General features: G+C 45.1%; 16 protein-coding genes. 8 read left to right on the top strand and 8 right to left on the bottom strand.

The window, feature by feature from the left end; translation table 11 throughout:
- Positions 1-5: 5 nt before the first annotated feature.
- The 4 genes from AAE02nite_RS13495 (at position 6) to AAE02nite_RS13480 (ending at position 7,796) form a co-directional block, all read left to right on the top strand.
- On the top strand, positions 6-1,427 hold the full coding sequence (locus tag AAE02nite_RS13495; protein ID WP_146898275.1) for a Glu/Leu/Phe/Val family dehydrogenase: 1,422 nt from the start codon (positions 6-8) through the stop codon (positions 1,425-1,427).
- Positions 1,428-1,836: 409 nt separating this feature from the next.
- A complete protein-coding gene (locus AAE02nite_RS13490; RefSeq protein WP_246151021.1) occupies positions 1,837-4,362 on the top strand; it encodes a M1 family metallopeptidase in 2,526 nt (841 codons plus the stop codon).
- Positions 4,363-4,470: 108 nt separating this feature from the next.
- Entirely contained in the window at positions 4,471-5,418 is a 948-nt protein-coding gene (locus AAE02nite_RS13485; RefSeq protein WP_146898273.1) for an aldo/keto reductase, read from the top strand.
- A gap of 545 nt (positions 5,419-5,963) precedes the next feature.
- On the top strand, positions 5,964-7,796 hold the full coding sequence (locus AAE02nite_RS13480) for a glycoside hydrolase family 2 TIM barrel-domain containing protein (protein WP_146898272.1): 1,833 nt from the start codon (positions 5,964-5,966) through the stop codon (positions 7,794-7,796).
- A gap of 480 nt (positions 7,797-8,276) precedes the next feature.
- On the opposite strand, the gene AAE02nite_RS13475 is transcribed toward AAE02nite_RS13480, so the two are convergent.
- Both AAE02nite_RS13475 and AAE02nite_RS13470 read right to left on the bottom strand, forming a co-directional pair.
- The gene (locus tag AAE02nite_RS13475; protein ID WP_146898271.1) at positions 8,277-9,887 is read right to left on the bottom strand and encodes an AGE family epimerase/isomerase; all 1,611 of its coding nucleotides are present in this window, start codon (positions 9,885-9,887) and stop codon (positions 8,277-8,279) included.
- A gap of 216 nt (positions 9,888-10,103) precedes the next feature.
- Entirely contained in the window at positions 10,104-10,502 is a 399-nt protein-coding gene (locus AAE02nite_RS13470) for an acyl-CoA thioesterase (RefSeq protein WP_146898270.1), read from the bottom strand.
- Positions 10,503-10,701: 199 nt separating this feature from the next.
- Here AAE02nite_RS13470 and AAE02nite_RS13465 point away from each other — a divergent pair, with 199 nt between their 5' ends.
- A complete protein-coding gene (locus AAE02nite_RS13465) occupies positions 10,702-11,550 on the top strand; it encodes an alpha/beta fold hydrolase (RefSeq protein ID WP_146898269.1) in 849 nt (282 codons plus the stop codon).
- Between the two features lie 42 nt (positions 11,551-11,592).
- Here the strand turns inward: AAE02nite_RS13465 and AAE02nite_RS13460 are convergent, their stop codons facing one another.
- The 4 genes from AAE02nite_RS13460 to AAE02nite_RS13445 form a co-directional block, all read right to left on the bottom strand.
- A complete protein-coding gene (locus AAE02nite_RS13460; protein WP_146898268.1) occupies positions 11,593-12,951 on the bottom strand; it encodes a D-alanyl-D-alanine carboxypeptidase in 1,359 nt (452 codons plus the stop codon).
- Positions 12,952-12,975: 24 nt separating this feature from the next.
- Complete coding sequence (locus AAE02nite_RS13455) at positions 12,976-13,848, bottom strand: hypothetical protein (protein ID WP_146898267.1); 873 nt, start codon at positions 13,846-13,848, stop codon at positions 12,976-12,978.
- A gap of 102 nt (positions 13,849-13,950) precedes the next feature.
- The gene (locus AAE02nite_RS13450) at positions 13,951-14,811 is read right to left on the bottom strand and encodes an anti-sigma factor (RefSeq protein WP_146898266.1); all 861 of its coding nucleotides are present in this window, start codon (positions 14,809-14,811) and stop codon (positions 13,951-13,953) included.
- Positions 14,812-14,829: 18 nt separating this feature from the next.
- The gene (locus AAE02nite_RS13445; protein WP_170252599.1) at positions 14,830-15,378 is read right to left on the bottom strand and encodes an RNA polymerase sigma factor; all 549 of its coding nucleotides are present in this window, start codon (positions 15,376-15,378) and stop codon (positions 14,830-14,832) included.
- A gap of 164 nt (positions 15,379-15,542) precedes the next feature.
- Between AAE02nite_RS13445 and AAE02nite_RS13440 the strand changes: the two genes are divergently transcribed.
- The 3 genes from AAE02nite_RS13440 to AAE02nite_RS13430 all read left to right on the top strand — a co-directional run bounded on the left by AAE02nite_RS13440 (position 15,543) and on the right by AAE02nite_RS13430 (position 21,691).
- The gene (locus AAE02nite_RS13440) at positions 15,543-16,907 is read left to right on the top strand and encodes an NAD-dependent succinate-semialdehyde dehydrogenase (RefSeq protein ID WP_146898265.1); all 1,365 of its coding nucleotides are present in this window, start codon (positions 15,543-15,545) and stop codon (positions 16,905-16,907) included.
- Positions 16,908-17,060: 153 nt separating this feature from the next.
- Entirely contained in the window at positions 17,061-19,982 is a 2,922-nt protein-coding gene (locus tag AAE02nite_RS13435; protein ID WP_146898264.1) for a WD40/YVTN/BNR-like repeat-containing protein, read from the top strand.
- Positions 19,983-20,401: 419 nt separating this feature from the next.
- Positions 20,402-21,691 carry an aspartyl protease family protein gene (locus AAE02nite_RS13430; protein WP_146898263.1) on the top strand — a complete coding sequence of 430 codons (1,290 nt, stop codon included), beginning with the start codon at positions 20,402-20,404 and terminating at the stop codon, positions 21,689-21,691.
- A 74-nt stretch (positions 21,692-21,765) separates the two neighbouring features.
- Here AAE02nite_RS13430 and AAE02nite_RS13425 read toward each other — a convergent pair whose 3' ends face one another.
- Positions 21,766-21,972, bottom strand: a complete 207-nt coding sequence (locus AAE02nite_RS13425) for a hypothetical protein (RefSeq protein WP_146898262.1) — start codon at positions 21,970-21,972, stop codon at positions 21,766-21,768.
- A 201-nt stretch (positions 21,973-22,173) separates the two neighbouring features.
- Complete coding sequence (locus AAE02nite_RS13420; RefSeq protein ID WP_146898261.1) at positions 22,174-23,037, bottom strand: phytanoyl-CoA dioxygenase family protein; 864 nt, start codon at positions 23,035-23,037, stop codon at positions 22,174-22,176.
- Positions 23,038-23,170 lie beyond the last annotated feature (133 nt).

Below are 23,170 nucleotides of genomic sequence, written 5' to 3'. Positions count from 1 at the left end.
AAACTATGAATCAAGAAAGCGAGGGAAAACAATTTTTAAACAGTGTTCACCATTATTATGATCAGGCCGCCCGCCACACCAATCTGGACTCAGGCATTCTGGAACAAATTAAAATTTGCAACAGCGTTTACAAAGTAAACTTTCCGGTAGAAGTAGACGGAAAAGTAGTGGTGTACGAAGGCATCCGCGCCCAGCACAGTCACCACAAATTACCTACCAAAGGCGGTATCCGCTACAGCATGCACGTTGACGAAGACGAGGTAATTGCCCTGGCTACCCTTATGACTTTTAAATGCGCCCTGGTAGATGTACCTTTTGGCGGCGCCAAGGGTGGCGTTAAAATTAACCCTCGCACCACGCCGGTAGAGGTATTGGAAAAAGTAACCCGGCGCTACGCCAGTGAGCTTATCAAGAAAAATTTAATTGGTCCGGGCGTAGATGTACCGGCTCCCGATTACGGCACCGGCAGCCGCGAAATGGCCTGGATCGCCGATACCTACCATACTTTTAAACACGGCGAAACCAATGCTTTGGGCTCCGTAACCGGTAAGCCGGTGGGCCAGGGCGGTATCCGCGGCCGGACCGAAGCTACAGGTTTGGGAATATTTTACGGTTTGCGTGAAGCTTTACAAGACACCGAAATCCTGAACCAGTTAGGCATCTCGCCGGGTTTAAGCGGCAAACGCATGATTGTGCAGGGTTTGGGTAACGTGGGGTACCATGCCACGCATTTCTGCCAGCAGGAAGGGGTCATCATCATTGGCATTGCCGAACGCGAAGGCGGCATATTTAACAAAGACGGCATAGACTTAGAAGCGGCTTTTCTGCACCGAAAAAACACCGGTTCTATTCTAGATTTCCCGGATGCCACTAACATTGCTAACTCTTTAGACTTACTTGCCTACGAGTGCGATATTCTGTTGCCGGCCGCCCTCGAAAACCAAATTGACCACCGTAATGCTGCTACCATACAAGCCAAAATAATTGCCGAAGGTGCTAACGGACCAATTACCCAGGAAGGCGAAAAAATATTACTGCAAAAAGGTATTTTTATCATTCCTGATTTATACCTGAATGCCGGTGGGGTTACTGTTTCTTATTTCGAATGGCTGAAGAACTTATCAAACGTACGGTTTGGCCGCATGGGTAAACGGGCCGAAGAAGCCAGTTTGCGCCGCATTGTGGATACCATTGAGCAGCACACCGGTCATACCATCAGCGCCAAAGAAAGGCAAATGCTTATTCACGGGGCCGACGAAGTAGATTTGGTACGGTCAGGCCTGGAAGATACTATGATTCTAGCTTACCACGAAATCAGGGATGTGATGCACCGCAACCCCGGTATTAACGATTTGCGGACAGCCGCCTTTTTTGATGCTATTCAAAAAATATCGGTCAGCTATTTATCGCTGGGTATTTTTCCTTAAAATTATATTCTATTTTATAAAGTTTTACAGCCTTCATTTTACCAGAAAAGTGAAGGCTGTTTCTTTTAGATAATATTTAATATTCAATAAATTTCCTTTACAAATTGATAATAAGAGGTTAATATTAATCCACCTAAAATTGACTTTAGATAAAATTAGCCATTATTATTTTTAAATAGCCATTCATTAAACCGAAAAAGAGCAGTAGCATAGCAGAAAATCAATAGCCTACCTTCCGTCCAAACCCGTTTATAAAATAGATATTTTAGATAATTATTTTTTATTTTAGATGCGCTTAACCCGTTCAAAACCTAACTTGGTGCGCAAATTTCTTACTCTTACCAAATTGATACTACTGCGGTATTCGTTTTTACTTCTTATTATTCTTTTAAATGCCTGTATCAACCAAGTGAAGAAGGCCAGTCACTTGCCCGTAGAACCCGGCATATCGCAAACGTTGGCCACCTATCGGAAACAAGTCATCCGGAATATCTCTTATCAATTGGCTTTTCAAATTCCAGCTTCTAAAAACGAACCTATTCCGGCCACCGAAACCATTACTTTTGAACTGCAAGAAAAAGAAAAACCGCTACAGCTAGATTTTAAAGAAAAAAGAGAAAACTTAGCGCAGGTAAAAGTAAATGGCCGGGATATTCCGGTTATGTTTGAACAGGAACACCTAATCGTTTCGCCGAAATATTTAAAAACAGGAAAAAACGAAATTTATATTTCTTTTGCGGCCGGCAATTTATCGCTTAACCGCAACGAAGACTACCTGTATACCTTGCTCGTACCCGACCGGGCCCGCACGGTTTTTCCTTGCTTCGACCAGCCCGATTTAAAAGCTACTTTTAAGCTAACCCTTACCTTACCCCGCTCCTGGCAAGCGTTGACTAATGCGGCCCTACAAGACTCCAGCATAACTAGCGCAAACAAGACGCTTAATTTTGGCACTACCGATACCATTAGCACCTATCTGTTTTCTTTTGCGGCCGGTAAATTCCGACACTTATCCCAAACCCAGAACGGGCGCCCCATGCACTTTTACCATCGCGAAACGGACCAGCAAAAAATAGCCGAGAGCCTGAACCCGATATTTAAGCTGCACCACGATGCTCTGACTTTTTTAACGGATTACACCCAACTACCCTACCCTTTCCAGAAATTCGATTTTGTGGCGATTCCGGATTTTCAGTACAACGGCATGGAACACGTAGGAGCCATTCAATACAAAGCGGCTTCCCTGTTTCTTGATGAAGGCGCTACCCAGGACCAGAAAAATAACCGCTCTAATCTGATTGCCCACGAAACGGCCCACATGTGGTTTGGCGACCTGGTTACCATGCGGTGGTTCAACGATGTTTGGATGAAAGAGGTATTTGCCAACTTTATGGCCGATAAAATAACCCAGCAAACCGGGGCAACCTCCGACTTCGACCTGAAATTTTTAACGGACCATTACCTAGCCGCCTATAGCGTAGATCGGACAGCAGGCGCCAATCCTATCCGGCAACCGCTAACTAATTTACAGGAGGCCGGTACCCTGTACGGCAATATTATTTACCACAAAGCACCCATTGTTATGCGGCAACTGGAGTTATTGATGGGGCCAGATAATTTTCGGCAGGGAATCCGGGAATATTTAAAAAAATATGCAAACGGCAACGCCTCCTGGCCCGAATTAATTCAGCTATTAGATACCCATACGCCTATCAATTTAGCGCAATGGAGCCAGGTGTGGGTAAGTGAACCAGGCCGGCCGGAAATTTCCTACGAATTGCTTAACCAGCAAAATAAAATAAGCAAACTAATAATTTCCCAGAAAGGCGAAGACGGCTCTGACCGGATTTGGCCGCAGCAGTTTACGGTTTCGCTGGTTTACCCTAACCATACCGAAGATATACTGGTGCACCTGAACAAACGCGAAATAATTATTCCGGAAGCGGCGGGTAAGCCTGTTCCGGATTACCTTTTATTTAACCCTACCGGGCTGGGATACGGTTTGTTTCCGGTAGATACCAAAATGCTGCCCAATTTATTCACGATCAAGAACCCGGTAAGCCGGGCCTCCGCTCTGATTAACCTTTACGAGAATATGCTGCGGGGCCGCCGGGTTAAACCAGCTGAATTGCTCCGGCTTTATGCAGCCGGAGCCGCTTTAGAAACCGAAGAACTAAATTTGAAATTACTCACCAACCAACTGAGCCAGCTTTACTGGCAGTTTACCTTACCGGAACAGCGGCACATTGTAGCCAATACCTTAGAAAATACACTCTGGCAGGCGATGATTCGGCAGAAAGCACCTAATAATAAAAAGCTATTGTTTAAGGCCTACCAGCATATTTCCTTAACCAAAGCGGCGCAAGATAAAATTTACCAAATCTGGCAGAAACAACAAGCCCCGGCCGGGGTTAAACTTACCGAAGATGATTTCACGGCTTTAGCCCTGGCTCTGGCTGTGCAGGATTATCCCCAGACACCTACTCTGCTGGAAACACAATACGAACGCATTCAGAACCCGGACCGGAAAAAGCGCTTTCGCTATTTATGGCCGGCCTTATCCGGTGACCAAAGTCAGCGCGACTCCTTTTTTAATTCCTTGAAAGATGAGCATAACCGCGAACAGGAAGCCTGGGTCGTTTCGGCTTTGGAATATCTTCACCACCCACTCCGGCAGAACGCTTCGGTTAAATATTTGCCGGCCAGCCTGGAACTGCTGCAACAAATACAACTTACCGGCGATATTTTTTTTCCGGCCAGCTGGCTGCAGGCTAGCCTTGGCGCTTACCAAAGTACCGCCGCTGCCAAGGCCGTGCGCCAGTTCTTACAAGATAACCCCCATTATAACCCAAAACTCAAAGCCAAAATATTGCAAGCTACCCATAATCTTTTCCGGGCCGAAGAACTGCTTTCTAACACCGTAAAAGCCCATTAAATTTAGTAATATATACTGCTGCATTCTTTTTCCGATTACCAAATTTTAGCCGGCTTTAAATCCAGCCCTGCTTTTGTGCGTAGACCTAGTCTTAAAACAAAAGTTAAAATGGAAAAAAGAAAATTAGGTAACTCCGGGCTGGAAGTAGCCCCACTGGCTTTTGGCGGTAATGTTTTTGGCTGGACAGTAGATGAATCTATCTCCTTTGATTTGTTAGATACTTTTACAGATGCGGGTTTTAATTTAATTGATACTGCCGATACCTATTCGTCGTGGGTGCCGGGCCATGAAGGTGGCGAATCCGAAACCATCATTGGCAAATGGCTGCAGAAACACGGCGGCCGCGATAAAGTTATTATTGCTTCTAAAGTAGGTGGCGAAATGGCGCCGGGCGTAAAAGGCTTATCGAAAGCGCATATATTAAAGTCATGCGATGAGTCATTGCAACGGCTGCAAACCGATTACATAGATTTATACCAATCACACTACGATGATCCGAGTATACCTATGGAAGAAACGTTGGCAGCTTACGATGAATTAATAAGGGCCGGCAAAATAAGAGCCATAGGCGCCTCTAACTTTAGTCCCGAACGGCTGCAGGAAGCCTTGCAAGTTAGCCGGGATAATAATTTACCCCGGTATATAAGTCTGCAGCCAGAGTATAATTTGTATAACCGGAAAGATTATGAAGAAGCCCTGGAACCTATCTGCCAGCAGGAAAACCTGGGGGTGATCAGCTACTTTGCCCTGGCCAGCGGCTTTTTAACCGGTAAATACCGCTCCGAAGCAGATTTAGCTAAAAGCAAACGTGGAGGTGGCAACAAAAAATATTTAAACTATCGGGGCTTCCGGATTCTGGCGGCGTTGGATGAAGTTGCTGCCCGCTATAATACCGACCCGGCCAGCATTTCTATTGCCTGGCTCATTGCCCGCCCCAGCATCACGGCCCCAATCGCTAGCGCCACTAATTTAACGCAACTTCATTCCCTTTTAAAAGCAGCCACTATGCGTTTAGATGAGGCGGCCCTCAAGGAGTTAAACCAGGCCAGCGCCTAGATCTATAATTAGTAAAGCCGGAACCGGTTAGTCTGGATATTTATTATTCTTGATTAACCAGTTTATAGCAACTCGCATAAACTTGCCATAGATTAAAACCTCACAGGTCTTAAAGACCTGTGAGATTTGTGCAACCAGTATAGCCATCTTTCTGTTAGGGAAGAGCATTTATGAGATTTGGTATTATTTTATTAAAAAACTGAATATTAAATATTTAGGCAATTTATACTAAACTTAAGCTAAAGGTATTATCATCTAAAAACTAAACTTTAGAAATAAATTTTTAAATCCTAAACTGATCCAAGGTTCTGGTTAGCTCTATAATCGAGAAGATAAAAGATGTTTCGACTAGCACAATAGGACTGCCATCTTTCACCGCTTTATCTACTTCAATTTTTTATAAAGAAATATTTATCTGATGAATGCATAGACATTATTCTGAACTAATATATTATTACAACCATATTACACTTGCTTTACGTAGTAGCATCTGATAGCAAAGCCAAGTCTCTGCGCTGTTTAAACCCCTTATAGCCTCAACCCTTATGGATGCCAAATTTCCTAATTTAGCTTTATCAGAAAGTAAAGAAGAATTAATAGCGCCGGAAGAAGAAACCAATCCCTTGCCGCGAGCGGTATTGCGTACCAACTCCTTTTTATTACTCGATGGGGAATGGCATTTTGCTTATGATGCGGCAGATCGGGGTTTAGCAGAAAAGTGGTACCTGGGACATCAGTACGAACATACTGCTTCGTGGCCCGGCTCCGTAGAAGCCCACCTGGCTGAAGCCAAAGACCACCAGCAAAAAGCCTGGCAAGACGACGTGGTAGTTTGGTACGAGCGGGAATTTACCTTGCCCGAACCGGAGGAAGACGCTAAACAAATGATGTTCCAGATTACTTTTGGGGCCTGCGGTTATGAAACACGGGTATGGCTAAACGGTAATTTGCTTTCCACCATCGAGGGCCAGGAAATACATTATGGTGAATATACTTCTTTTTCTTACGAGCTGGACGAGGAAATGCTTTTACCGGTAAACCGACTGACCGTACGGATTGCCGATTCGCTGGATGCCGAAATACCAAGAGGTAAACAAGAATCGCACATTTATAAGCGCGGCGGCATCTGGTACCAAACCCACACGGGGGCGGTGCGCAGCGTCTGGCTCGAAACCATCGAACGCAACCGCCTGCGGTCGCGGGTAGGTGTGGTAAGCGTAGTAGAGGACTACCTGGTCCGGTTTAATTTTACCACCCGCATTCATGATCCGGGTCAATATACCATCCGGCTTAATGTTTTTGAACAAAACAAAGAGCATACCCAACCACTGGCTACTTCGGAATTTGTGCTGCACCTGGAGGGCGGCCAGAAAATGCAACGCTTGGTGATGGAAGTGCCGGGAGCGCGGTTATGGTCGCCGGAAGAACCTAATCTTTACTGCCTGGTGGCCGAATTAATTGATGCTAATGGCTACTCGGCGGCTATTCAGGCACATTTCGGACTGCGGAAAGTAGAATCGAGGGGCCGCTATATCTACCTGAATAACCAGCAAATTTACCTCGACGGCATCCTATACCAGCCGGGCACGGCTACCTTCGAAGAAATGAGGCGACACATGTACGCCATGAAAGAGTTGGGTTGCAACCTGGTCCGGGTACATATTGCGGGCGTGGATCCGCGTATTTATAACCTGGCTGATGAAATTGGGTTGTTACTGTGGGTAGAAGTACCCAGTCCGCATAGTTCTACACAACTGAGCCGGCAAAACCACCAAGCCGAACTGCTCCGGATGTTAGCTTTAATCGAAACCAATCCTTCGGTTATTATCTGGAGCTTGTACAACGAAGATTGGGGCGCGGAAGATATTGCTACGAACCCGGCTACAAGAGAATATATTATTCAGATGTACCATTACATGCTCATCAATCACCCGCAGTTTCTGGTGGTAGATAACGATGGCTGGAAACATGTTTCACAGGAGGGCAAGCTTAAATCGGATTTATTAACCGCCCACCTTTACACCCCGGATTTACCCCGGTGGCAGGAATTGCTGGACCAACTATCGAACGGACAAATGGAGGGCGTGGCCGCGCACCCGCTGGTAGTAGGCGACCCGTTTTTTTACCGGGGACAAGTACCGCTGGTGGTAAGTGAATGGGGTGGTTTTGGTTTCCCGGATTACGGCGGTCCAAAAGATTCGGAAGAACGGACCGAACGCATCCGGCAATTTAAAAAAGAATTGCGGCTGCGGCCCATTGCAGGCGATGTTTATACCCAGGCCACCAACATTGAAGACGAACGCAATGGCCTGATTGATTCGCATACCGGTGAACTAACCGTACCGGCCGGCTTACTCAACTCCCGTTCCCAAACTTAAAGATGATTTGCAATAGTTCGGCTCTCAAAATTTAGAACGTTTTTTCATCGGCAGCCTACCGGTAAAAGCTGTTATGAAAAATATGCTTTGGTAAATTTTTATATTCAGGCAACCATTTGCTCTCTTATTACGACCTGTTAGTAGATGTACCTTTTAAAGCATTGTTAAAACTAAAGACGAGTAAGAGACTAATATTTAAACCGTAAAAGCAGAATAGATTTTAATATTTATATTTATTTAAAAGGAGAGTTATAACTAAATCAGTTATTTATTTTTATTGAATACTGATAAACAATATTGAGCAATTTATTACTTAAACCTTAAATCCACCCGTTTACTTTATTATATAGCCTTACACGTTCCACAATCCCTGTTTATGTTTTCATACCTAAAAAAGCCTCATCGCTAACGTTGAGGCCTTTTTGGTTTAGAATAGAACCCAATAGAACTTACCAAGCCGGGGCTCAGGAAAGAGCCGTATTATAAAACTACCTGATCGGCGGCGACCGATAAATTTCCTTGCCAATCTACAGCCCGAACCGATAGTTTCCGGCCTTTCAAGTTTTTACTACCCGAAATGGTAAATGAGGTTAAAGGAGTGAAACCAATGCGCTGCCCGCTTTGGTAAATATGATAGCCCAGCATAGTTTTATTGTCGCGGGCCGCTTCCCAGGTTAGCACCAACTTATTATTCTGGGTGTTGGCCGTTAACTTACCTGGCACGGACGGTGGTACTTTATCGGCTTGCAGGCGCTGCACGCAATTAGCCAACGACCGGAACTGGTGGTAATTGCCCTTCCAGATTTGGCCTTTTAAGGCAGTTTTTAGTTGCGGTTCCTTATCTAATCCGCCCGGGTACCAATCGCCGTGTTCGTGATCTATTAAATATTTATCTATGTAGCGCCAGAGCGTCTGAAATTTCCCGAAATAATCCATACTCTCTTTGGGATAATGGTCAGCCATCAGCAGCAACGTATTCAAACCTTCGGCCTGTGCCCACCAGTTCTTGGTATCCCGGATAATGGTTAGTTTAGGATTTCCTTTATAATAATACCCTTCGTCGTAAAAACCGCCCACCTGGTTATCCCAGCCATGGCGCAGCGCGTGGTCTACCATGCGTTTGGCTACCGTCATGGTAGTAACATCATCTTTCATACCCAGCACATGCGAAGCTTCCAGCATTAAGTAAGCAGTTTCTACATCGTGCCCAAATGAAACGTGGTCCAGGTTGCGGTGCTTCAGAATAACAGCTTCCGACGAATCGCGGAAGGAAACCGGTTGCCAGTTGGGCTGCAAAAACAAAATCAAGTAGCCCGGCGGCGCGGTAATTTTGTCTCGTATCAGGTAAAGCATTTCCTGTAACCGCTGTCGCAGCAAAGGGTTGGGCCAAACCTGATAAAGTTCCGTAAAGGCTTCGAGCAAATGAATAGAACTGTTCTGGTCTTTGTAACCTAAATCAGAAGTAGACGGCACTTCTTTTGTTCTCCGGATGGGTTGGCCGTCACGCTCCAGGTGCTGAAAATATCCTTTGTACACCGGATCGTGGCTGTTCTTTTCGAGCCAGCCAAATGCTTTCTGCGCCAGGTTTAAAGCGCTGGTGTCGCCGGAAGCCTGGTAATAAGCCGCCAACGCATAGATGCCGAAAGCATTGCCGTAAGCTTCTTTTGGGGCAAAACTGCCTTTTTTTACATTGCCTTGCCGATCGACCAGCGTATAAAAACCACCGTAAGTTTTGTCCCACATCACGTTTTTCAGAAAAGCAAAACCGTGGGCCGCACTGATTTTATAATGTTCCACCTCGGGGTACAAAATAGCTGCTTTGGCATTCGACCAGGTGTGCCGCGCTTGGGTAACAATCATTTTATCCTGATCGCCGGTGGGTTTAAAATCATACGTAAAAGTACTCAGAAAACCACCATATTCCTTGTCCACGGCCTGCGGATACCATTTATTCAGCATCTCGGTCCGGATAGATTTATCCAGGGACGCTGCCAGAGCTGCCCGGTTGTCTTGCCAGATGAGTTTGAAAGAAAACAAACCCAACACCGCCAGCATCAGGATGGTGCCACTTACAAAGTAAATGCGCTTCATATTTTTAGATTATAATTTTAGGGAAACTAGCAGTTGTTAAAGATAAAAGAAATAACAGCTTTTTAAGTCTGATTAAACTAAAATTTAAAAACAACAATACGTGTTTGTATTCTTGCTTCGGTTTCATGCTCTTTATCAATAAAGACCGTTTAGGGCTCCTTGCAATTTACTTTTGCACGGTGCAAAATCGTGTGTCTAAGCAGGATAAATATTAATCTATAGAATACTTAAAACATCCTGTTCGATCCGGCGGGGCCGTTTGGTTTTAGCATCCAGCAGGCACCAGGTTGTTTTGGCCTCGGCCAGTACTTTTCCGCTGCCGGCTTGGCAAAGCTTTACAAACCGGACGAATTTAGCACCCTGATGCTCCCCTACCCAAGTATAACCAATAATATTATCACCCAAAAAAGCCGGATAAAAATAATCTATTTCGTGCCGGATTACCACCCAGGTATACATTTCCTGCAGGCCGGCAGGAGCGGCATGGTTCCAGTGGGCGGTAGCTACTTCCTGTACCCAACGCAGGTAAACCACATTGTTTACGTGGCCCAATTCATCTATATCCTGTTCCTGCACGTTAATGGCCAGGCTAAACTTTTCGGCATCTTGCTTCATATATTTCTGCTATATCAGAATTTTATTTTTGACCTGTATACGGCATTACGGCCCAGTTTATGTTAATACTTTTTTCGAGGTAAGCACCACCAAGCCTTTAGGCGTTTTAAGATATCTGTTTGTTTCGCAAGTTAATGGTATTAAACCCAGCATGAGCTGTGCGCGTATCCCGGTATTTAAATTAAAAGAATATAGGCTTATGCGCATAAGAGAAAAATTACACGAGGTTAACGGAATATATTTAAACGCGGCAGAAGCAGGCGATCCGGACGGAAAGGTAATTATTTTCTTACATGGCTTTCCGGAACATTGGTATGCCTGGCACCAACAATTGCCTTTCTTTGGCGATAAAGGCTACCGGGCCATGGCTCCCGATCAACGGGGTTACAACCGCAGCAGCAAGCCGGCCGGCGTAAAAGCGTATACCCTTCCCCACCTGACTGCCGATGTTGTTTCTTTTATCCGCCGGCAAACTACCGATAAAATTATTTTAGTTGGTCACGATTGGGGCGGGGCCGTTGCCTGGGCGGTAGCGGCGCAATACCCGAAACTACTGGAAAAGCTGGTGATATTAAATATGCCGCACCCGGAGGTTTTTCATAATTATTTGCGCCGCCACCCAAAGCAATTATTTAAAAGTATGTACGCGGCTTTTTTTCAGTTGCCTTTTTTACCCGAAATTAGTAACCGCGCTTTTAACTATAAATTACTAAAAACCACCTTACAAAAATCGGCTTTAAAATATACCTTCTCGAAAGAAGATTTTTTGCAATACAAAGAAGCCTGGCGAAAACCCGGGGCTCTAAAAGCGATGTTAAACTGGTACCGGGCTTATAAATACCACCCCTACCATTCGCCGGAACCCATTACTGTACCTACCCTTATATTATGGGGCAAAAAAGACTCTTTCCTGAGTGCCGAAATGGCAACTCCGAGTAAAGATAAGTGCCGGAACGGCGAATTGGTTTTTCTGCCCAACGCTACGCACTGGTTGCACCACGAAAATCCGCACCAGATAAACAACCTGATTTACAAGTTTATCCAATAGATAAGTTAAATTTATAATTGATATCTTTAATCAACCGGTAGATTAATATTTTTCGTGGATTTCAGTAACAATCCGGACCATTTCGTTGCGGATATCGGCCGTAGGAACCTGGTAATTATTGTTCAGGAAGCTATATAGTAATAGTTTGCCGCTTTTGGTAAGCAGGTAACCACTTTGGTTGTGCACATGCGACAAAGACCCGGATTTACCAAAAACAAATGGTACCTCGGCTTTATAAATATTCCGGAAAGTGCCCGGCCGGCCACCCGCTGCCAGCAGCGGCAATAATTTCTCCGGCGGACGTTCCTGCAACAACTTCTGCAGCAAAAATATAATGCTGCGGGGCGTAAACAGATTCATACTCGAAAGTCCCGAGCCGTCTACCCACACCGGCGTATCCGGTAAATCAGCCAGGTACGTTTTAAGCGCGTATTTTATTCCCCGCTCTACCGATAACGTATCCGACAGCTTACCGGAGCACAAAATCATCAATTGTTCGGCTAGCAAATTATCGCTTACCTGCAGCATCCGCTTTAATACCGAATCGGTTGGTAAACCGGTTAAGGTTTGGTATTCCCGGGGTATTGCTCTTTTAACCCATTTTACCGGCCGTTTTAAGGTATCGGCTAATAATTTCACAGTCAGCTCGGGCGAAGTAATAAATGGTACTTCTACAGAAAAAGCTGGATTGGCGTGTTTGGGGTAAAAAGTAAACTCATTGGTACGCCAGGCACGCCGGAAAGCATCCCGCTGCTGGTGCAAAGCCGTATCGGTTCTGATTTCCTTTTTAAATATACGGGGTGCAGTAGCATATGGGCCTTCGGCTTTCCGGGAGAACCTTACAACATTGCCGTGGATCGGAAATATATTCCGCTCCGGCTGGTAATAATAATTATAATCATCCCAACTCCAATTAACCGCAAAAGGCGTACTGGCAAACGGCGCCTCTAGGTAATAAAGTTTTTCACGGCGATTTTTCAGGAAATCATAAGCAATGGTGTTCTGCAAATCCATGTGGGTAAAAGTAGGATCGCCGGTACCCCAGAACAGCAGCGAATCGCCTTTTACGGCATATTTCAAAGCCGGAATTGAATCCGGCAGTATTTTAAGGCTGGCGTACAAGGTAAACAACTTGGTATTAGAGGCCGGCACTAAATATTTATCTGCGTTGTGCGCCACCACCATTTGGTTTAGCTGCGGATCGTAAAGGGCAAAGCCAACAAAGCTTTGCTGCAACACCAACGACTCCGCCACTTGTTGTTTGATGGTAGCTGGTCCGTATGGCGGTACAGCCGGAATATTAGGCGGCGCCTGAACGGTGGGCTTAGTGGTTTTACAGGCCAAAGAAAAGAGAAGAAACACCAGAGGCAGCAACCGCCACTCAAAAGTAATTTTAGGCATTATAATTTATCCGAAGACTTAAATTTATTTTTGCCAGTAGGCATAGCGCGTAACTTCTTTTAACTGCAACTGCCGGCCATCCCAGGTTTGTTGTTTTTCCAGTATATGCGGATATTCTTTTCGAAAGAAATATTTATTCTCCTTCTCCGCCGAAAGTTTTACGCTTACTAACCATAAATTTGGCGTAGAACCAATATCGGAATGAACCGTGATTGTAGCCGGGTAGACAGCAGGTTTATTCGCTTTATTCGTTTGCAGAAGCTCGGCTATCGGCGCTTTTAAAGTTAAGCCGTCTTTAAAACGAAGGCTGCGCAAGGTATAAGGTAACTGATCTTCGAATAGTAAATCACCGGGTAACGTTAGCTCCCCGGTACCTTGTTCGTCCCAATAAGAATTAAAGGAATAATTAAAATTGTTTCCTGCCTGGGTTATGGCTTTAAATGTATTGCCGCACCACTCCTGCGAAGAGCTTGTTATTTTATGCACCTGAACCGGGTTCTCGCGTCGGAAAAATAAGGAGGTCAGGTAATGATAAGGATAATTGTCGGTAGGAATTCGGCAAAACTGGTTCACCTTCATTACCGGGAATAAATCGGACCGATTATAATTATCGGTTTTTACATTGAAGGCCTGGTTAAAATCTTCTTTAACCGTAATCAATACGTATTCGAAGGAACGAGGCTTGTTATACACTACTCTTTCGGCCTGGTAAATAGCTACTTCGGCTAAGCCATCATCCCAATGCTTATTTTGTGCCCATTCCGGATTAAAACAGGTCTGCTGTTCTGCTGAAAGCTTATTTTGTTCAGCCCGGCTGGTACAACTTCCTAAACCTAACAGGAGCAGCCAAATTAAACCGGGCAAATAAATATTATAACAACGTTTACTTCGCGCCATAACAAAAGCAAAATTTCACAAGAATTATTTACCCACTAAGGTATCGAAGTGCCTAATAATTTACCTTGTTCTTTCGGTAAAATAAGTGCTATTGAATTAATATTATATTTTACCCATCACGTACATTTCTTCGAGGGTCGGGCTAATGCTGCCGCCCTTAGGCTCCAGGGTAATGGCAAAAGCCTGGGCCTGCTGCACGTCTTTCATGTGGTGCAGTTGGTTGGCAACATCACTGCCGTTTACTACGCCGGCATCTAAGGGTTTGCCATCTACCAGGGCCCATAACTGGTATTGTTTATTTGCAGGCGGTTCGGGCAGATTGTTTACATTTAAATAAACATCCTTGGTCAGGCGGTGCCAGTATACCGTTACCTTCGATTCCGGAGATTTTTCTACCCCTTTCAGTTCAATGCGTAAGGTATTCGCATCGCTTAATAAAACCAGCACTTGCTGGTTAAGCGATAATTGCTGCTGAACGCGCTGGTAATTTTGGGCATATTGCCGCTGGGTGTTCAGCGCAATTTGCAAGCTTTCATCAGAATTTTGCCATTTCTGATAAAAGTAAAAACTTAGGGCATTGCTTAAAATTAACAAAATTAATGAGGCAGCCACGAGCCATTTAAAAGCCGCACTGGCGGCGGCCTGATTGGCTGACCGGTTTATGGGTATAATACGGCCATTATCAGGCGCTTCCGCAAAATCCTTAGGTAAGTTATTTGTGTGCAGTTGGCTACTACCGTGCTGTTTTACTGCCTGTAATACCTTGTTTTTTAAAGTGGCAGGCGGATTTACCGCGTGTAAGGCGGCATATTCGTCCATTGTATTTAATATTAAATCTAATTCGGCCCTGATTTCCGGATATTGCGTCGCCAATCGCTCTACGTCGGCTGTTTCGGCCGCGGAAAGCGCACCGGCCGCGTAAAGCTCCAGCACCCCCGACGATATATATTCCTCTATATTCAATCTAATCTTTACTTCTCTTTAACTTAATAATTTGGTCAGAAATTTTATTGCGGCCCTGGCCCTGGTTTTAACGGTACCAAGTGGAATATCCAGTTCTTCGGCTACTTCGCTTTGGGTATACCCGTCAAAATACATCATATCGATAATTTTCTTCTGATCGGGGTTTAATTTGCCAACCATATCTTTAATCCCAATGTGCTCCGGGCGCACCTCATAACTGGAGTGCAACTGGTTTACCGGGCTATCTTGTATTGGTTTATTTTTGAGACCTACGCGAAATTCCTTCGACCGGATTTTATCGATAGCCGCATGACGGGCAATATTTACCAGCCAGGTAAAAAGTCGTCCTTTTTCTTTGTTGTATTGCCCAATAGAAAACCAGATTTTAACAAAAGTTTCCTGCATCACATCTTCGGCCACTTCTTCGGTTTTAACAATCCGGAGAATTACGCCATACAGCGCCGCCGAATACCGCTCGTACAGAAGCGTAAGCGCGGCATCTTCCCTTTGTTGCAACCTTTGTATCAGGTCTTCTTCAGAAAAAGCTATGTTTTCGTGGCGGGACAAACGTATTAGTTTAAGTGCGAATATAGAGAATATTTAGAAACCTAAATAAAATAGATGAGTAACTACAGAACCTATAACTAATCATTTACTTTTTTGTTTAAAATTTAATTAAATATTCCGGCAAAAAGTCATACCGGCATCTCAATGCTAATTTCTGTAAAACCATGGCTATAAAATCTATTAATCCCGCTAATAATTCTGTTCTGAAAACCTACGAGTACCTGACGGATGCTGCCCTGGAAAAAGCGTTACATCAAGCCGATGAAACTTTCAGAAGCTGGCGCCAAACTTCATTTGCCGAGCGGACCCAGCTAATGAATAAATGCGCCGATTTACTAGAGAAAGACAACCGACATTACGCCGAGCTCATGACTCTGGAAATGGGAAAACCAATTAAGCAGGCAACTTCGGAAATAAATAAATGCGCGGCTGTGTGCCGGTACTATGCCCAACACGCGGAGAAATTTCTACAAGACGAAATAATGGAAACGGAAGCCTCCCGCAGTTTTGTGTCTTACGAGCCTTTAGGGGCGGTGCTGGCGGTTATGCCCTGGAATTTCCCGTACTGGCAGGTGTTCCGGTTTGCGGCTCCGGCCCTGATGGCCGGCAACGTGGGTATTCTGAAACATGCCTCCAACGTACCCCAATGTGCATTAGCTATCGAAGCTGTTTTCCGTCAGGCCGGCTTCCCCGAAGGCGCGTTTACCACTTTATTAATTCCTTCGGATAAAGTAGAAAAAGTTATTCAGGATGAGCGCATTAAAGCGGTTACTTTAACCGGCAGCGAAGGGGCCGGTTCCAGCGTGGCGCAAGTGGCGGGCCGCGAAATTAAAAAAACAGTATTGGAACTGGGCGGCAGCGATCCGTTTCTTGTCTTGGCCGATGCCGACCTGGACAAAGCCGTGGAAACCGCCGTTAACTCCCGCCTGATAAATACCGGCCAAAGCTGTATTGCAGCTAAAAGGTTTATGGTCGTCGAACCGGTAGCGGAGACTTTTCTGCAAAAAATGAAAGCACTGATGGAATCCAAAAGAACGGGAGACCTGATGGATGAAGCTTGCGACTATGGCCCCCTGGCGCGCCGCGATTTAGCCGAAGATTTGCAGAAACAGGTAGATGAATCGGTAGCCAAAGGAGCTAAAATATACTTAAATGGTGGCCACCGCAATCCCGGGGATGCCTATTTCCACCCCATGATTCTGACCGATATAAAACCCGGCATGCCGGCTTATGAAGACGAACTGTTTGGCCCGGTAGCGCTGGTGTTTGTGGTAAAAGACGAAGCGGAAGCCATCCGGATTGCCAACGATCACAAGTACGGCCTGGGCGCTACCATTTTTACGCAGGATTTAAATAAAGGCGAAAAGCTGGCCCGGCAGATAGAATCCGGAAATGTTTTTATTAATGCCATGGTACAGTCTGCGCCAGGTATTCCATTTGGCGGCATTAAAAAATCGGGCTACGGCCGCGAGCTTTCCTATGTGGGCATCCGGGAATTTATTAACCAAAAAACTATTTGGATTGGGTAAATAACAGAAATTAGAAATTAAACCAGGCAAATAGTTAGGGTAAGGCTTTAAATAATATTTCCGCTAGTTAAATTAGTTGTTGCCGGTACCCGGAGCTATTTTAAATACGGATTAAACGCCTATACTTGTAAAAGTAATCAGGCATTGCCCCGCATGAAATATTTTTGGCTAAGCGTCCTCCATTTAATTATAATAACCGGCCCGGCATCTGCCCAGCAAAAGGAAAAACAACCGGCTGCTACGAAAGCGGCCGACCGGTTGCAAGGGTTTACGCAGCGGCAAAAATTAACTTCCGAATCGCTGTTACTAAATGTGCCGGTACGCTCCGTGGGACCCACTATTATGAGTGGCCGGGTGGTTGATGTTAATGTTTCCCTAACCGATCCGACCCATTTTTACGTGGCTTACGCTTCGGGCGGTTTATGGAAAACCCAAAATAACGGCATCTCTTTTACGCCCGTCTTCGACCGGGAAGCCGTCATGACCATTGGCGACATTGCCGTGGACTGGCAGACCGAAACCATTTGGGTGGGTACCGGCGAAAATAATTCCAGCCGTTCTTCTTATGCGGGTACCGGAATTTACAAGAGCAGCGATAAAGGCCAAAGCTGGCAATACTTGGGCTTACCCGAATCGCACCATATTGGCCGCATTGTGTTGCACCCGCAAAATCCGCAGGTTGCCTGGGTAGCAGCATTGGGCCATTTGTACTCACCTAATCCGGAACGCGGACTTTACAAAACTACCGATGGCGGTAAAACCTGGCAGCAAACGTTATTCATCAACGAGAATACCGGCGGTATTGATCTGGAAATAGATGTTAAAGACCCCAATATTTTGTACGCTGCTACCTGGGAACGCACCCGCCGGGCCTGGGATTTTGTCGAAGGTGGCGCCGGATCGGGCATTTATAAAAGCACCGATGGTGGTAATTCCTGGGTAAAATTATCTACCCCGAACAGCGGTTTTCCCACCGGCGAACATGTGGGCCGGATTGGCTTAGCCCTCTACCCTACTAACACTAATATTTTGTATGCCTTAGTGGATAACCAAGGCCGCCGCGTCGCTGACCCTAATGAAGCAAATACCGACCAACTAACCCGGAATCAGCTCCGTACGCTATCAAAAGCAGAATTCCTGAATATTTCTGACCAGGCGTTAACCGCATTTCTGGAAGTAAATTATTTCCCGAAAAAATATTCGGCCAATTATATTAAAACCCAGGTGCAACGCGACTTAATTAAACCGGCTGCCTTGGTAGAGTACCTGGAGGATGCGAATACGCTGATGTATGACAGGCCCGTAATTGGCGCCGAAATTTACCGTTCCGACGATGCCGGCAAGACCTGGCGCAAATCGCATTTGAATTACATGGACGGTATGTATCACTCCTTCGGCTATTATTTCGGGCAAATCCGGGTGGCCCCGCAACAACCAGATAAACTCTATCTTTTAGGCGTACCGCTTTTAAAGTCGGAAGATGGCGGAAAAAATTTTACTGCGTTGGATGCGCCCAATGTCCACGCCGACCACCATGCGTTGTGGGTAAACGCTAATCGGCCCGGTCACTTGGTTAATGGCAACGATGGGGGCATAAATATTTCGTACGATGATGGCGCCACCTGGCTGAAAGCCAATTCGCCGGAAGTAGGTCAATTTTATAGCGTAGCGGTAGATATGGAACAGCCTTACAATGTTTATGGCGGCTTGCAGGATAATGGCGTTTGGTATGGCCCCAACACCTACCGCGCCGGTGCGGCCTGGCACCAGGAAGGCAACTATCCCTACAAAAGACTACTGGGCGGCGATGGCATGCAGGTAGCCGTAGACACCCGCGACAACGCCACTATATATACCGGCACCCAATACGGCAATTATTTCCGGCTTAATAAAAAAACCGGTGAACGTTTGTCTATTCAGCCCAAACACGAATTAGGTGAGCGGCCCTTACGGTTTAACTGGCAAACGCCCATCCACCTTTCCCGCCACAACCAGGATGTTATATACCTGGGCTCGCATAAATTTCACCGGTCGTTAAAAAAAGGCGAAGACATGCAAACCCTTTCGGGCGACCTGACGAGCGGGGGGCGGTCCGGCGATGTGGGCTACGGTACCTTAACCACCATTGACGAATCACCGCTTAAATTTGGACTACTATATACCGGTTCCGACGACGGTGTCATTCAGGTTTCGGAAGACGGTGGAAATAAATGGACCTGCATTTCGGATAAGCTACCTCAGAATAGGTGGGTCAGCCGTATTACCGCATCAAGTTTTCAAAAGGGTCGGGTTTACGCAGCCCTGAACGGCTACCGCTGGGACGATTTCCGGCCTTACCTCTACGTATCGGAAGACTACGGTAAAAACTGGCTGCCATTAGGTCAGAACTTACCTTTTGAACCTATTAATGTTGTAAAAGAAGACCCACGTAACGCCAATATTTTGTATGTAGGCACCGACCATGGCGTTTATCTTTCTCTGGACCAGGGCAAAAGTTTTATGCGTTTGGCTAAAGATTTGCCGGCCGTAGCTGTCCACGATTTGGTCGTGCATCCGCGCGATAACGATCTGATTATTGGCACCCACGGCCGCTCCATTTACATTGCTTCTTTAGAACACGTGCAGCAGCTAACCGAATTTATCCTTCAAAAGCCGCTCCATGCTTTCCTGATTCGCAACCAGACGTATTCTCCTGACTGGGGACATAAAAGCTATACCTGGCAAAAACCACTGGAGCCCCAAATAGTTATTCCTTACTTTCTGAAAAATGCCGGTCCGGTTAACCTGAAAATAACCACTGAAAATGGCCTGGTGCTGAAGACATTCAGCGATACCGGCGAAATAGGACTGAACTACGCCGTTTATGATTTAAGTGTAACCGATGCTGAACAGGAAAAGTACCAGCGTTACCTGAACGAGGTGCGAAAAAAAGAAGTAACCGAAATTAAATTAATGGCAACAGATAGCGGTAAACAATACCTGCGCCCTGGCAAATACCTGGTAGCGTTGGAAGCTGCCGGAACCCGCGTAACCCAGGACTTTGTAATACAAGGTTTAGTGCCCCCGGCTAAGTAAATATTTGCGACTAACCAAAACATAAAGCATTAAAGCAAATACTGCCTTGTCTTTGCATGTGCCCGTATGCGGCAATTTCCCAGTTTATCTTATAAGTAAATAAGGCATGAATATTCTGGGAAAAATAGAAGGAATATATTTATTCTTTTTGTTAGGTTATTTTATTCTAAACGTATAATTAATAGAACTTATAACTTTCTCAATTTCTAATATTTAATTTAGCTTACTTTAACCTATACTGTTAGTTATTCAAGGCCGCCATCAAGGCTTTGCTCTACCGGGCAATATTTATTTAAAATGCATTTATCTTTAGGTATAATAATATTTGAATAAACGGCCCCAAAAGGTTAAATTTAAAAGAATACAAACCGGCAGTTGTATCTATCTAAAAATACACCAGATAATTAACCAAAACTAGTATGAGTACGGGCAGCCTGCATATTCTATCCCGGATAGGAGCTCATAACCAGTTTTGGTTTGTTTGCTGCTTCTTTTTGCTGATCTTCATTTTTTTGTTTTCACCACCCAGCCAGGCGCAGGAATATTTTAAATTTGATAAGCCCCGGAAGAAACTGGCCGTTAAGTTTACCCTCCACCGCAACCTGATTATCGTACCGGTTTACCTCAACGATAAAGGTCCTTTTAATTTTGTGCTGGATACCGGCGTAGGCAGCGGCATAATTACGGACCCCAGCTTGTTGGAAACGCTGGAACTAAAAAAAGGAAAGGAAATTAAAATAACCGGTGCCGGCAGTGATCAGGCCGATCTGAAAGCCTACATTGTTTCCAATATAAAAGTTAAAATATCGGATGTTACAGCACCGAGCCTGGCCTTAACCATTCTTTCGGAAGATGTGTTTAACCTTTCTTCTTACGTGGGCATGCCTATCTATGGTATATTGGGTTACCAGTTCTTCAATAGCTTTGTCGTCCGCGTTAATTTTACCGAAACCAGCTTAACCTTGTATCCGCCCCAGAACTTTAGTTACAAAAAGCGTGATGGCGTTCGGATACCTTTTGAACTGGACGATCAGAAGCCTTATATCTATGCCAATGTTACCATGAACGATTCTACCCGTTTAAATGCCCGCATGATTCTGGATACGGGTGCGGGGCATGCCATTTCGCTGGAACAAGGCTCAAATCCCGCCATAAAATTACCCGAACCAGCGCTCCGGACCCAATTAGGTACTGGCTTAAGCGGTACCATCCGGGGTTACTTGGGCCGGGTGCGAAGTTTGGAGATCAATAAATTTAAAATGAATAATGTACTTACTTCTTTCCCTGATCACCTGGATGTGGGCTCCAAAGTAATTAAATCTGTGGAGCGAAACGGTAATGTGGGGAATGAAGTGCTGAAACGGTTTAACGTTATTATTGATTATTACCGCAGCTCACTTACCTTAAGGCCCAACAGCTTTTATCGCGATTCTTTTGAACACGATATGTGCGGCATTGAAATAATGGCGGTGGGCGAAGGTTATAACCGGTACGTTATCAGCAAGGTAGAACCCGGTTCGCCGGCCGCTGACGCCGATTTAAAAGTAAATGATGAAATTTTATTTATAAATTCGGGCTCGGCCCACGCCTTAACCATTTCCCAAATAGATAAATTACTGCATACACGCGATAATTTCCGGCTGCTTATGATTTTACGACGGGAAGGGGAATTAATTTACCGCTTTGTAACGCTGAAAAAACGTATATAAGCTATGTTTTCACATTAATTAGCCAAATCATTTTTCCTAACTTAATTTACCCTGAAAATCAGTGCTTTATAAGGCTATTTTTTCAGAATATTTTTAATCTTATAATACACATCGGGCAGGGCATAAATTTTTACCAACTCCTCCCAAGTCCGGCCCTGGCCCTCGTGTGCGTCAATTATCACCTCACTTTCCTGAATATACAAAAGCATTTCTTCTAATATTCCTTTGTTCACCAGGATCTGTTCATCCGAAGCCGGCGCTTCCTCAAAATCTTCTACCATGTAATCACATTCTAATTTGAGATTAATAATAAAGGTAAAATCTAATATTTATAAAAGAATTTACAAAATTTTTGCTCACTGGAGCAGTATTTCTCATGAGCACCTTTATAACTACCAGCTTCCTGAACCCTCATGCTAAACTTTATTATTTTTAAGCTAAAGCCCTATAAATCTGTTTGTTTATTTTATAAGCATTTTATATTAAGCTTCGCCCATCATTAAACCTTCAATAGAATGGGCCTGAAAAATGGGTTCCAGTTCTTCTACCAGGCGGTAAGTCAGGTGTTGTTTTAAACTTTCGGGAAGTTTTTCAAAATAGGCTTTGGTAATTTGTAGATCGTGGCGTTCGGCGTTGTTAGCGCCCGGAGCATCTACCCCCAATACCAGGGTCGGCCGCATCTTATCCGAATAGTTGGCCGTACCCCGGTGAATGGTTAACGCTGACCGGGCGGAAATATCACCTATTTCAGGCATTTTACGTTGTGCCCGCTGTTCATATCGGGAATAACTTTCTTTAGGCGGGAACATTTCGTGTTCGAAATTCAGGGGTAAATCCCACTGGGTTCCGGGTGCTACTTCAAAAGGCCCCATGTCTTCGTAAACATCTACAGTAGTAATGTTAAAGGCGAGGGAATTTAACCGGCGGCCAACAATAGTATCTGCGGGAGCGGGAAAATCGCGATGCCAGGGCTGATTTACTGCCCCCGGATTCGGAATGTCAAATCCAATTTCCACAATTTTATAGTTTGGCCCCAACACTGCCTCACTAACGGCCATTACCCAAGGGTGGGTAGCCAATTCTAAAAAGCCCCGAATATCTTCCGGATGAATTTCGACGTAATGCCGTTTGGGTCCGCGCCCAACTGCCCCGCCAGGCCGCTGCAAGGCTTCTTGGTACAACACCCGGATGTCCTCATCGAGTTGCTGTACCCACTCCTGGCTAAAAGCTCCTTTTAAGGCAATGATGCCATTGCCGTACAAACCTTCCATTATTTCGGCAACATCATAAGTAGTAGCGGTATCCGTTGGGCTTATATTTTCTGCTGTCAGGCCTTCTTCTCTCATTATTTTTTTTGAATTAATTCGGCTGCTAAATTTCGGCAAAACGCTTGTTCTCTTCACGTCCGGTTATCTTTTCCCCTAACGATACCCTCATTTTTTGGTTTCGGCGCAGCGATGCCGCTCTCTGGCTGATGAT

Origin of the sequence: Adhaeribacter aerolatus (assembly GCF_007991635.1) — a bacterium.
Taxonomy (GTDB): Bacteria; Bacteroidota; Bacteroidia; order Cytophagales; family Hymenobacteraceae; genus Adhaeribacter; species Adhaeribacter aerolatus.
This window is presented reverse-complemented; position numbering and strand designations above follow the sequence as displayed.

Bases quoted from the DNA above. Each gene is read 5' to 3' on its own strand.
- AAE02nite_RS13495 (WP_146898275.1), top strand. From the start codon at position 6: ATGAATCAAGAAAGCGAGGGAAAACAATTTTTAAACAGTGTTCACCAT.
- AAE02nite_RS13485 (WP_146898273.1), top strand. From the start codon at position 4,471: ATGGAAAAAAGAAAATTAGGTAACTCCGGGCTGGAAGTAGCCCCACTG.
- AAE02nite_RS13480 (WP_146898272.1), top strand. From the start codon at position 5,964: ATGGATGCCAAATTTCCTAATTTAGCTTTATCAGAAAGTAAAGAAGAA.
- AAE02nite_RS13475 (WP_146898271.1), bottom strand. From the start codon at position 9,887: ATGAAGCGCATTTACTTTGTAAGTGGCACCATCCTGATGCTGGCGGTG.
- AAE02nite_RS13470 (WP_146898270.1), bottom strand. From the start codon at position 10,502: ATGAAGCAAGATGCCGAAAAGTTTAGCCTGGCCATTAACGTGCAGGAA.
- AAE02nite_RS13465 (WP_146898269.1), top strand. From the start codon at position 10,702: ATGCGCATAAGAGAAAAATTACACGAGGTTAACGGAATATATTTAAAC.
- AAE02nite_RS13460 (WP_146898268.1), bottom strand. From the start codon at position 12,951: ATGCCTAAAATTACTTTTGAGTGGCGGTTGCTGCCTCTGGTGTTTCTT.
- AAE02nite_RS13455 (WP_146898267.1), bottom strand. From the start codon at position 13,848: ATGGCGCGAAGTAAACGTTGTTATAATATTTATTTGCCCGGTTTAATT.
- AAE02nite_RS13440 (WP_146898265.1), top strand. From the start codon at position 15,543: ATGGCTATAAAATCTATTAATCCCGCTAATAATTCTGTTCTGAAAACC.
- AAE02nite_RS13435 (WP_146898264.1), top strand. From the start codon at position 17,061: ATGAAATATTTTTGGCTAAGCGTCCTCCATTTAATTATAATAACCGGC.
- AAE02nite_RS13430 (WP_146898263.1), top strand. From the start codon at position 20,402: ATGAGTACGGGCAGCCTGCATATTCTATCCCGGATAGGAGCTCATAAC.
- AAE02nite_RS13425 (WP_146898262.1), bottom strand. From the start codon at position 21,972: ATGGTAGAAGATTTTGAGGAAGCGCCGGCTTCGGATGAACAGATCCTG.
- AAE02nite_RS13420 (WP_146898261.1), bottom strand. From the start codon at position 23,037: ATGAGAGAAGAAGGCCTGACAGCAGAAAATATAAGCCCAACGGATACC.